This is a genomic window from Pseudomonas sp. MF08817 (assembly GCF_059862705.1).
Genome location: NZ_JCBCUY010000065.1, coordinates 1 through 11,093, shown reverse-complemented (window position 1 = coordinate 11,093; position 11,093 = coordinate 1). Strand labels below are relative to the sequence as shown.

Below are 11,093 nucleotides of genomic sequence, written 5' to 3'. Positions count from 1 at the left end.
CTGAGTCAGCTGCCGGTAATGCGTAGTCATCTGCGCTTGAATCCTTCGGTGTGAGAGCCTGGATTCTACCGGTGGCTGACTCTCTGCCTATCGTTTCAAACGTTGCACTTATTCTATGAATTCAGGCATCAATGCCGTCAGCGGATAAGCTACTGTCGCAAGTGTGGCCAATAGAGCCAGCGTCAGTAGTAATTCAATCAGCGTGAAACCTGTGGCGAAGTGATGGCGCGACGCTATTGAATATAGCGAAGCCTGCCTTATCACCTGTCTGTCTCCTTGTTTCCGCCAAGGACTGCTTGAATAACCCAGGCTATTGCGAAATGAACTACCTAGAGACTAAGAGTGTAGATGAAGTTTGGTTGCAAACAGAAAAAGTGCAACGTGTCTGTGCTTGGGTAGGCGTAATTAGAGTAAATATCTGATTTTTAAAGTTACTGTTTTTTGCACTAAGGGTTATATCGGTTGGTTTTGAGCGCGGTGGCTGCGCTCCGCAGTTATCCACACCGCCTCTCGGCGTCGGGGCAGGCAAGACGGTTTTTGCCCCCAAAGTCTGTTGGTGTTTCTGTGGATAAGATGTTCGCTTTACGCCACAGGCTAGGTGGATAAAGGCGTGTAGTGGTTTGAGCGTTTTTTGATCGATTGTCCGGTTTTTATTTGCGAAAGGCGTGAAACCCCAGTTATTTCAGGTGTTTGCCGGGTTTTCCACAGCGCTGCGCCATTGTGAACAAGTTGCCCCCAAAGTCTGTTGGCGTTTCTGTGGATAAGGTGTTTGTGTTCGCCTGTAGCCCTTTAAAAACGTGGCTTTCAGGCTTTAGATCAAAAAACGATCAAAGCTGTCCACAACCCTGTACTTTGAATAAGTCACGGTTTTTCTTCGCTCTAGTGGGGGTAAACGCGCTACTTGCCCACAATGTCTGTGGGCGGCTTTGTGGATAAGTTGTTGGGCGATGGCTAGGAGCCAGGGTGGCAGCGGGCTGTGGGGCATCTGCTCATTTTTTGACCGGGTGCCCCACTGCCACAGCTCAGTCACTCATGCGCCGCAACTCCCTTCAGGTACGGTGCCGGGGCGGCGCCCAGGTTGTTGAGCAGGCGTTCGCTGTACCAGTCGACGAAGTTGACCACACCGAACTCATAGGTCTTGGAATACGGCCCGGGCTGGTAGGCAGTGGAGTTGATGCCACGCTGGTTTTCTTCGGCCAGGCGCCGGTCCTGGTCGTTGGTGGCGTCCCACACTTGGCGCATGCGCTCGACGTCATAGTCCACGCCTTCGACCGCATCTTTGTGCACCAGCCATTTGGTGGTGACCATGGTTTCCTGGGCGCTGATGGGCCACACGGTGAACACGATGATGTGGTCGCCCATGCAGTGGTTCCACGAGTGGGGCAAGTGCAGGATGCGCATCGAGCCCAGGTCTGGGTTCTTGATACGGCCCATCAGTTTTTTGCAGCCCTGCTTGCCGTCCAGGGTCATCGACACGGTGCCTTTGAGCAGCGGCATGCGCACGATGCGGTTGCGCAGGCCGAAACTGGCGTGGGCGTAGGGGATTTTCTCCGCGTCCCAGGCTGCGGCCGAAGCGGCGACGTGGTCCTTGAACGCCTGGTCGGCACGCGGGTCGGTGACGTCGTCCCATTCGAGCAGGGTTTTGAGCAGCTCCGGGTGCGAGGCGTTGCAGTGGTAGCACTCGCGGTTGTTTTCCAGCACCAGTTTCCAGTTGGCCTTTTCCACCAGGGTGGTTTGCACCGCCACCTTGGTGTTCTCCATGTCGTAGGGTTCCATGTAGTGGTTGAGGGTGGCCAGGAAGTCATCGATGGCCGGCGGGTTCTGCGCCAGGCTGATGAAGATATAGCCGCCGGCGGTTTTCACGTTCACCGGTTTGAGGCCGTATTGCTGCATGTCGAAGTCGGCGCCCATCTCGGTGCCGGCGAACAGCAGGCGCCCGTCCAGTTCGTAGGTCCATTGGTGGTAATGGCACACCAGTTTGGCGACCTTGCCCTTGTCGCTGGTGCACAGGCGCGAGCCGCGGTGGCGGCACACGTTGTGGAAAGCATGCACCACGCCTTCGGCGCCGCGGATGACGATGATCGGGTTCTTGCCGATCTGCAGGGTCAGGTAGTTACCCTTGGCCGGGATTTCGCAGGTCATGCCGGCGATCAACCATTCCTTCTGGAAGATCTCCTGCATGTCGATATCGAAGAGGCGTTCGTCGCAGTAGAACGGCTGCGGTAGCGAAAACGTGCGCTCGCGTTCTTGCAGCATCTGTGCGGTGGCCTTGCGTGCGGGTTCCAGCGGATCGCCCAGGCTCAGGGTTGCGGTGACGTCCATCGTGTATGTCCTCAAGGCCATTCGGTGTGGCCGACAGAATTAGTGGCTACGGTTACTACGCAAGGCACAGGATTGTGTTTGTCCGGTGTGGCGAGTGTGGGGCGGGGGCGGGCGGCAACCTTATCCATGGGCGACATGGCCCAACCTGTTCCCGACGCGCAACCCCCGGCGCCTGGGGGCTGGTCGCGATAAGCATGTGAATGTCGCAGATAGGTAAATGGGCGTTCTGCGCTATACGCAAAATCGCCACCATCAGGCCGAATCCCGGCAGCGGAGAACAGCATGTCCAACAGCTTCCTGAACCCGGTAACCACCCAGACCTGGGCCAACGGCCGGCATATCGTGCGGTGCGTCAAGGTCATCCAGGAAACCTGGGACGTGCGCACCTTCTGCTTCATGGCCGACCAGCCGATCCTGTTCTTTTTCAAACCGGGGCAATTCGTCACCCTGGAGCTGGAAATCGACGACCAACCGATCATGCGCTCCTATACCATCTCCAGCTCGCCGTCGGTGCCCTACAGCTTTTCGGTGACCATCAAGCGCATCCCCGGGGGCAAGGTTTCCAACTGGTTGCACGACACCCTGCACGAAGGCCAGGAGCTGGCGGTGCATGGGCCGGTGGGGCTGTTCAACGCCATCGACTTCCCGGCGCCGAAAGTGCTGTACCTGAGCGGCGGCGTCGGCATCACCCCGTGCATGTCCATGGCCCGCTGGTTCTACGACACCAACGCCAATGTCGACATGGTGTTTATCCACAGCGCCCGCTCGCCCAAGGACATCATTTACCACCGCGAGCTGGAGCACATGGCCTCGCGCATCGACAACTTCAGCCTGCACCTGATCTGTGAAAAACATGGCCTGGGCGAGCCCTGGGCCGGCTATCGCGGTTACCTGAACCACAAGATGCTCGAACTGATGACCCCCGACTTCATGGAGCGCGAGGTGTTCTGCTGCGGCCCTACGCCTTACATGAATGCGGTCAAGCGCCTGCTGGAAGGGGCGGGGTTCGACATGGCGCGCTACCACGAGGAATCCTTCGGCGCCACGCCGCCCGAGGCCCGCGCCGACGCGGTGGAGCAAGCCGAACAGGCCGCCGACGCCCCGCAAGTGGACCTGGCGGACCTGCATCAGGTGGAGTTCACTGCCTCGGGCAAAAGCATCCGCGTGGCACCGGGCGAAACCGTCCACGCCGCCGCCGCCAAACTCGGCCTGATGATCCCCAAGGCCTGCGGCATGGGCATCTGCGGTACCTGCAAAGTGCGCAAGCTGGGCGGGGAAGTGGAGATGGAGCACAACGGCGGCATCACTGAAGACGACGAAGCCGAAGGCTACATCCTGTCGTGCTGCAGCGTGCCGAAGGGCGATGTGCGGATCGAGTTCTAGGAAGTCGCGCGCCCCTGCAATGGCAGTGGGCGCGCGAGCCGCAGGGCGCTTATGGAGTCGGAGTCGGGTCGGTGACCGCAATCAGGATTTCGTACTCGCCCGGCCTGTTTGCGTGGGCCCTGAAGATTTTTTTCAACACTTGCTTGGGCGGTAACCCTGCTTGGTCATGGGTCAGAAGGTCGCCCGTGTTCGCCAGTTTCAAAAAGTCTTCGTAGCTGACGAATACGCCGGTTTTTTCGGCGTTGTAGCTGTCTGCATTTTTCATTTCAGTCACCTGCCTTGGTTGCGATGCTCCGCCGAATCATCGGCGCAGAACGTTTACCCGAAAGGCTGCACAGACCCCTTTCAGGCCTACAGAACCTAACGCTGCCAAGGTGCTTGTTGATACTGTCAGAAATGACAGTGCCGACGAGCGGGCAGGTGGTGCTCCAGCGCCCGTTGCGCGATGAGTGTCAGGCCCCCATCACTTCGCGGATATCTGCCGCCAGTTCCCGTACCCGTTCTTCCTCGGTATCCCACGAGCACATGAAGCGCGCACCGCCCTTGCCGATAAAGGTGTAGAAGCGCCAGCCGCGTGCGGTGAGGGCGGCGATGGCCGGTTCCGAGAGTTGCAGGAACACGCCGTTGGCCTGCACCGGGAACATCAGTTCCACGCCGGGAATGTCCGCCACCAGGCTGCTCAGCAGTTGCGCGCAGTGGTTGGCGTGGCGGGCGTGCTTGAGCCAGGCGTCGTGTTCCAAAAGGCCCACCCACGGGGCGGAGAGAAAGCGCATTTTCGACGCCAGCTGCCCCGCCTGCTTGCAGCGGTAATCGAAGTCTTCGGCCAGTTTGTGGTTGAAGAACAAAATCGCCTCGCCCACCGCCATGCCGTTTTTCGTCCCACCAAAGCACAACACATCGACGCCGGCCTTCCAGGTCAGGTCGGCGGGCGAGCAGCCCAGGAACGCGCAGGCGTTGGAAAACCGCGCGCCGTCCATGTGCAGGTTCAGGCCCAACTCCTTACAGGTGGCGCTGATGGCGCGGATTTCCTGCGGGGTGTAGACGCTGCCCACTTCAGTGGCCTGGGTCAGGGTCACGACGCGGGGCTTGGGGTAGTGAATGTCCTGGCGCTTGAGGGCGATTTCGCGGATCGAGTCGGGTGTCAGCTTGCCGTTTTCGGTGCGGGCGGTGAGCAGTTTGGAGCCGTTGGAGAAAAACTCCGGGGCGCCGCATTCGTCGGTTTCGACGTGGGCGGTTTCCGAGCAGATCACGCTGTGGTAACTCTGGCACAGCGACGACAGGGCCAGGGAGTTGGCGGCCGTGCCGTTGAACGCGAAGAACACTTCGCAGTCGGTTTCAAACAACTTGCGGAAATAGTCCGAGGCCCGGGCCGTCCACTCGTCGTCGCCGTAGGCGCGCTGGTGGCCCTGGTTGGCCTGTTCCATGGCGGCCCAGGCTTCGGGGCAGATACCGGAATAGTTGTCACTGGCAAATTGCTGGCTCTTGTCGGTCATGGCCGTGTCCGTGATTGAGGGCGGGGATGGCGGGCACTTTACCCAAGATTGGCGGGCGAGCACACGCCCTGTTTATGACGCAAAAATGCAGAGGGCTTGAGGGATTATGCGCGCATCCGAACCATCCACGCGGCGCGACGGCGCGCTGGACCTGCTCAAGTGGTTGGCGCTGTTGGGCATGGTGCTTGACCACCTGCGTTATGTCGGTTGGCAACTGGACATGCTCTACGTGCCGGGGCGCCTGGCGTTCCCCTGGTTTTGCCTGGCGATGGCGGCCAACCTGGCCCGTGCCGGCAGCGCGGCGCCCAAAGGCCAGTGGCGCTACCTGGGCTGGCTGCTGCTGTTCAGCGCCCTGAGCGAAATCCCCTATCGCCTATTCATGGCCAACGCCGACACCCTCAACGTGTTGCCCACCCTGGCGCTGGGCCTGCTGGTGGCCCGCGGCTGGCAATCCCCCGGGCTGCACAGCCGCCTGCTGGGCTTGGGGGCCCTGGTGCTGGCGGCGCTGTTGGGGGAGCATCTGATGTTCGGCCTCTTTGGCGTGCTGCTGCCGTTGGCGACCCTGCTGGTGATCCGCCGCCCCGGGTATTGGAGCCTGCTACCCGGGGCGGTCTGCGTGGCGGCCAATGAGTGGCAAGTGTTGTGGCCGGCCCTGCGCCACGGCAACGACCTCGCCGGCGCGGCCTTGCTGGCGTGCTTGCTTGCACCCTGGCTGGGATTGGCCTTGCTGCGCCATGCCCGCAACGCCTGCCCACCGCCCATGCGGCGCTGGGCCTATGGGCTTTATCCGGCGCACTTTTTGCTGCTGCTGGGGGTGCGCTGGATTGTCACCTGAGCGCTGTGGGAGAGGGCTTGCCCGTGATCGCCGGATCAGGAAGTGGATGTCCGAAAAACAGGAACGTTCCGACATTCTGCCGGGACGTTGAGTCTTTACCCTTCTGCGCTCTTGTTGAGCCGGGGGTAAAGGAATGTCTTCTACCTTGTTGCACGATGATCTGTCCCAGCGGAATCGGTTATTACGCTTGCACACCACGCTGGGTGCGCAGGTGCTGGTCGCCGAACACCTCGACGGCTGGGAGGCACTGGATCAGGGCGGCTTCTGCCTAAGCTTGAGCGCGTTGTCCTGCGATGGCGGCTTGCCGATCGAACAGTGGCTGGGCGCCCCGGTGCTCTTGCAGGTGCAGTGCGCCGATTCACAGGGTGAGCTGCGCTCATTCCACGGCCATCTCAGCCATTGCACCCGAGTCGCCAGCAATGGTGGGCTGGCGCGCTACCAATTGCGTATCGAGCCCTGGCTGGCGCTCTTGCGCTTGCGCCAGGACAGCTACGCCTTTCACGACCTGAACGTGATGGAAATCTGCGAGCAGATCTTTGCGTTCTATCGCCACGGCGTGGTGCAACCGCATTGGCGCTGGGCACTCGATGACCCGCGCCGTTACCGCAAACGCAGCCTGACCACGCAGTACCAGGAAACCGACCTGGCTTTTGTCCAACGGCTTTTGGCCGAGGAAGGCATTGCCTACCACGTTGAGCACCAGGGCGACGTGCAGGCCCCGGGCCTGGGCCGCCATGTGCTGGTGTTGACCGACAGTAACGCCACGTTGGCGCCAGCCCCGCCCGTGTCAGTGCGTTTTCATCGCAGCGATGTGACCGAGGCAGATGACAGCATCCAGCACTGCGCACAAGAAGAACGCTGGATGGTCGGCCAAGTGCGGCGCCAAAGCTGGGATTACCGCAGCCACTCGCGGCTGTCGGCGCAGGCGCAAAGCGATGACGGTATCAAAGGGTGTGTCGATGAGGAGGCGGTCGGCCCCTACGCTTGGGTGGATGCGATGCAGGGAGCACAGCGCACCCGACAACATCTCGATGCGCAGCGCACGGCGCGGTGGCAGGTGCAGGGCCAGGGCACATGGCGCCGATTGGCGGCCGGCTCGCGGATTTGCCTCAGTGGCCATGACAGCGTTCCAGAAGACGAGCCACTGCTGTGCCTACGGGTTCACCACCAGGCGCGCAACAACCTGGATGCGCAACTGCAAGCGGCGGTACTGGCGGGCCTGGGGCCGGTGGGGGAGCCCGTCGTTGAGCTGTACCGCAACCACTTCACCCTGATCTCGGCCCACCAGGCTTACCGCCCGCAAACCGAGGACGGGCATGGCCGTCGCCTGCATCCCGTGCCCACGGTGCAGGGCGCGCAAAGCGCCATTGTGATCGGCGACGGCGGGCCGCTGCTGACGGACCGTGACCACCGCATCAAAGTGCAATTCCACTGGCAGCGCGGCACACGTTCGGCCAGCTATCTAGCCCATCCCCGGCAAACCGACAACGCCCCGGCGGATGCAAGCGTAGGGACCTGGGTGCGAGTGGCCACCGCGCAGGCGGGGCAAAATTGGGGCAGCGCCTGGCTCCCGCGGGTCGGCCAGGAAGTGCTGGTGGCGTTCCTGGAAGGGAATATCGACCGCCCCGTGGTGATCGGCGCCTTGTATAACGGCCGCGGCCAGGCCAATGCGCCGCATAACCGGGTGGCGGGTGGGGCATCGGGCAGCACCGGCAACGCCCCGGCGTGGTTCCCTGGCAACGGCCATGCCGGTGTGCTCAGCGGCTGGAAAACCCAGGATCTGGCCACCAGCCACACCGGCCTTGGCGGCTATCGCCAGTTGCAATTTGACGACAGCCCCGGGCAAAGCCGCATCCACCTGTACACCAGCGACTACCACAGCGGCCTGACCCTGGGCCATCTGAAACTGACCCAGGACAACCAGCGCCTGGCCGACCGGGGTTATGGCATGGAGCTGCACACCCAGGCCCAGGGCGCGGTGCGCGCCGGCGCAGGATTACTGCTGAGCACCGAACCGGCCGACCAGCAAATGCAGGCCCAAGGCCTGTTCGCCGAATTGGAAAAAGCCCAGGCCCAAGTGCAGCAATTGGCCGCCAGTGCCCATCGGCAAAATGCCGGGTGGCCCACCGATGCGGCACAGCTGCCCGTCGACCAAGCGCTACGCAGCAGCCTGGCAAGCCTGGCGGCAACCTGCGCAGGGCAACCCAGCGCGGCAGGTATCGGCGGCGGTGAAGGGCAAGCCGTCGCCTGGAGCCGACCCATGCTGGCGCTGTACGGCCAGGCCGGGGTGCTGAGCCTGGCCGCCCAAGATCAAATCTGGGCCGCGGGCAGCCATGGCCTGCTCAATGCCGGCGGGCACCTCAACCTTACCGCCCAAGGCCACTGCGGTTTTCTCGCGGAAAACGGCTTGGTCCTGTTTACCCGTGGCGCCGCCGCCGAGCACGGCCCCGTGACCACCCCCGGCATCGCCCTGCACGCGGCCACGGGCGCGGTCAGCCTGCAAGCGCGCAGCGACACGCTCAATGTCGCCGCACAACGGGATTTGCACATGCGCAGTACCCAGGCCAGCGCCCGGGTGCAGGGCCACCGCCAGGTGTTGTTGCACGTGCAGGGCGCAGCCATCCGCCTGAGGGGAGGCAACATTGAAATCACGGCGCCGGGCAGCGTGACGTTCAAGGCACAGCACCATGCGCTGACCGGGCCAGCCCAACGCCCCGCGCCCACGCTGCCCGCCCTCAACCCACCCGTGTGCGTGGCATGCCTGCGCCACTTGGCGCGCTTGCATCGAAACGTCTCGCCCAGAGGATAAAAACATGCCGACCTTACTGGCGCGCTGGCACCTGGCCGCGCAACAAGCCCACGACAACCACCCCACACTGGCCCGCTACCTACTGATCGATGCGGCACAGTTATCTATCAATGCGCTCCCGTGGAAAGACCTGCTCGCGTGCCGGCAAATCGACAACCTGCTCAAAGGCCGGCCCGAAGCCAGCGCACCCGAAATCTGTGGCCTGTTGATGCCGTATGAGCACCATTGGGTGGCGTCGCTGCTGGAGCGCTCCCTGGCCCGCCGCCCTTTCGCCTTTACCCTGTTGGTCAGTGCCTTGCCCCGCGAGCAACTGGCCCGGGGCCTGAGTCGAAAAACCAACGTGGCCCTTTCTAAACACCGTACCGGGTTGCTGCGCTTCTACGACTCAACGTCATTGCAGGCGCTGCTCAAGGTCCTTGAGCCTCGGCGCATCAATGCCTTGTTGGGCCACGCCCAGGCGTGGGTTTACGTGCGCCGCGACGGCGTCATCGACACGGCAAACCCATCCATCCCCCTGTTTGGCCGCTCAGCGACGTGGGGCCTGAGCGATCAGGAACTGCTGGCGCTGGAGCGATTGGAATGGGCGGACCGACTGACCGTTGAACTGCAAAACAGCGGACATGTACCGGTAAATGTCGATCCGTTTTTCATCTATGAACACATCACCCAGTTGATCGCGCTATTAAACGATGGCGGCGAACTTGAACTTACAACGCTCTACCGCTGTTGCGCGCTGCTCATCGGATTGCCCTTGTCAGATATTGAACGGGGCGAAATTTCTGCGTTGGTGATGCGTTGTCGCAATAGCGGTGAAGACGTGCTGTCAAGCCTGCGGGCATGGCGTACAGGGAAGCACTTGAGTCGTGTTTTTGATAGGCGCGAAAAATGAAAAAATTACTATTTTTGGGTGGCGTGGCGTTGGTGAGTTTGTTGGTGGGGTATGGCGATATTTTTTCGCCTGCCTCGAAGGAGGTTTGTATTACTGGGTATAACCAGTATGAGCGGCAGTTGCATAAGTTTCGATTGGATGCGGAAAGTAAATCTGGTTGCTGGGGGAATCCCTCTGGAAGAGAAGGGCATGGCACCTATGGCGGCGGCGGGGGATATGTGTGTGGGTGTCGTGTGACGCCAGGGAAGCAAGTGAGTTTGTATTGGGTTTTTGCTCAGAATAAGGCGGAGTATGCCGCTAAGGTTCCGGAAGTTGAACATACAGTGCAGGTCACTATTCCTCAGCCTGAATCTCCTACCTCTCGCTATTTCCGAGTTTTCTTTATGAAAAATGGAACTCCGCAGTTGCAGTGGGTGGATGATTTGCGTGCCCCAAGAATCATGCCACCAACCGAAGGAGAATAAGAAATGAATAAACAACTACTGATGGCAGGCCTGTTAGTGACTTCGCTGGCGGGTTGCGGTGATGTTTTTGAACCTGCCTCGAAGGAGGTTTGTATTACTGGGTATAACCAGTATGAGCGGCAAATACATAAATTCAGATTGGATGGGGAAAGCAAGTCTGGTTGTTCGGGGAATCCATCTGGAAGAGATGGACGTGGTATCTATGGCGGTGGCGGGGGGTTTATGTGTGGATGTCGGGTGACTCCAGGGAAGCAAGTGAGTTTGCACTGGGTGTTTGTTCAGAACAAGGCTGAGTATGCAGCTAAAGTTCCGGAAGTGGAGCATACAGTGCAGGTGACTATCCCGCAGCCTGAATCTTCAAGCTCTCGCTATTTCCGAATCTTCTTTATGAAAAATGGAATTCCGCAGTTGCAGTGGGTGGATTACATGGGTGCGCCAGAAATTATGCCGCCATCTGAAGAGGAAGTGCAATGATGGATGATATAGAACTAAGTTCAGATGATGTTCTTTTTGACAGAATTAAATCCGAGTCGGAGGAGTTGTGTCCTGTCTGTCAGCAGGTGTTGTGGTTGAGTTTTTATTTTGATGGATTTGGACTTTCTGAAATGACGGCGCCAGCTTCAAATGTACTTAAGTTGCATGGTGCGGCTTATGAACGTAAGGCGGAGGGCAAGCGCAAGTTTTACTACCCCGGCCTCGGCGCCGACTTCGACCCTGAAACCCGAGTATTGGCCGCTGCCATCGCCGATAAAGCCGGTGACGCTATTTACGACCTGAATTCATAGAATAAGTGCAACGTTTGAAACGATAGGCAGAGAGTCAGCCACCGGTAGAATCCAGGCTCTCACACCGAAGGATTCAAGCGCAGATGACTACGCATTACCGGCAGCTGACTCAG

11 protein-coding genes are annotated in these 11,093 nt (G+C 60.3%); 7 read left to right on the top strand and 4 right to left on the bottom strand.

All coding sequences use genetic code 11. The annotated features are described in order from the left end of the window. Positions 1-108: 108 nt before the first annotated feature. Both AC19YR_RS23970 and gbca read right to left on the bottom strand, forming a co-directional pair. Positions 109-264, bottom strand: coding sequence for a prepilin-type N-terminal cleavage/methylation domain-containing protein (locus tag AC19YR_RS23970; RefSeq protein WP_500600374.1), 156 nt, complete (start codon positions 262-264; stop codon positions 109-111). 762 nt (positions 265-1,026) lie between these two features. Beyond that, the gene (gbca, locus tag AC19YR_RS23965) at positions 1,027-2,322 is read right to left on the bottom strand and encodes a glycine betaine monooxygenase oxygenase subunit (protein ID WP_095110941.1); all 1,296 of its coding nucleotides are present in this window, start codon (positions 2,320-2,322) and stop codon (positions 1,027-1,029) included. Positions 2,323-2,604: 282 nt separating this feature from the next. On the opposite strand from gbca, the gene gbcB reads away from it, so the two are divergent. Further along, positions 2,605-3,705, top strand: coding sequence for a glycine betaine monooxygenase reductase subunit (gbcB, locus tag AC19YR_RS23960; RefSeq protein WP_095110940.1), 1,101 nt, complete (start codon positions 2,605-2,607; stop codon positions 3,703-3,705). Positions 3,706-3,754: 49 nt separating this feature from the next. Here the strand turns inward: gbcB and AC19YR_RS23955 are convergent, their stop codons facing one another. Next, on the bottom strand, positions 3,755-3,970 hold the full coding sequence (locus AC19YR_RS23955) for a hypothetical protein (protein ID WP_095110939.1): 216 nt from the start codon (positions 3,968-3,970) through the stop codon (positions 3,755-3,757). A 187-nt stretch (positions 3,971-4,157) separates the two neighbouring features. Continuing rightward, entirely contained in the window at positions 4,158-5,198 is a 1,041-nt protein-coding gene (locus AC19YR_RS23950) for a threonine aldolase family protein (protein WP_095110938.1), read from the bottom strand. A gap of 106 nt (positions 5,199-5,304) precedes the next feature. Here AC19YR_RS23950 and AC19YR_RS23945 point away from each other — a divergent pair, with 106 nt between their 5' ends. From AC19YR_RS23945 to AC19YR_RS23920, 6 genes are all read left to right on the top strand, one after another. Then, positions 5,305-6,033 carry a TraX family protein gene (locus AC19YR_RS23945; protein ID WP_500600373.1) on the top strand — a complete coding sequence of 243 codons (729 nt, stop codon included), beginning with the start codon at positions 5,305-5,307 and terminating at the stop codon, positions 6,031-6,033. A gap of 133 nt (positions 6,034-6,166) precedes the next feature. Further along, positions 6,167-8,842, top strand: coding sequence for a type VI secretion system Vgr family protein (locus AC19YR_RS23940; protein WP_500600372.1), 2,676 nt, complete (start codon positions 6,167-6,169; stop codon positions 8,840-8,842). 4 nt (positions 8,843-8,846) lie between these two features. Then, on the top strand, positions 8,847-9,731 hold the full coding sequence (locus tag AC19YR_RS23935) for a DUF4123 domain-containing protein (protein WP_500600371.1): 885 nt from the start codon (positions 8,847-8,849) through the stop codon (positions 9,729-9,731). Further along, entirely contained in the window at positions 9,728-10,195 is a 468-nt protein-coding gene (locus AC19YR_RS23930) for a hypothetical protein (protein WP_500600370.1), read from the top strand. The genes AC19YR_RS23935 and AC19YR_RS23930 overlap by 4 nt, the downstream gene beginning before the upstream one ends. A 3-nt stretch (positions 10,196-10,198) precedes the next feature. Continuing rightward, positions 10,199-10,669, top strand: a complete 471-nt coding sequence (locus tag AC19YR_RS23925; protein ID WP_500600369.1) for a hypothetical protein — start codon at positions 10,199-10,201, stop codon at positions 10,667-10,669. After that, the gene (locus AC19YR_RS23920) at positions 10,669-10,980 is read left to right on the top strand and encodes a hypothetical protein (RefSeq protein WP_500600368.1); all 312 of its coding nucleotides are present in this window, start codon (positions 10,669-10,671) and stop codon (positions 10,978-10,980) included. The genes AC19YR_RS23925 and AC19YR_RS23920 overlap by 1 nt, the downstream gene beginning before the upstream one ends. Positions 10,981-11,093 lie beyond the last annotated feature (113 nt).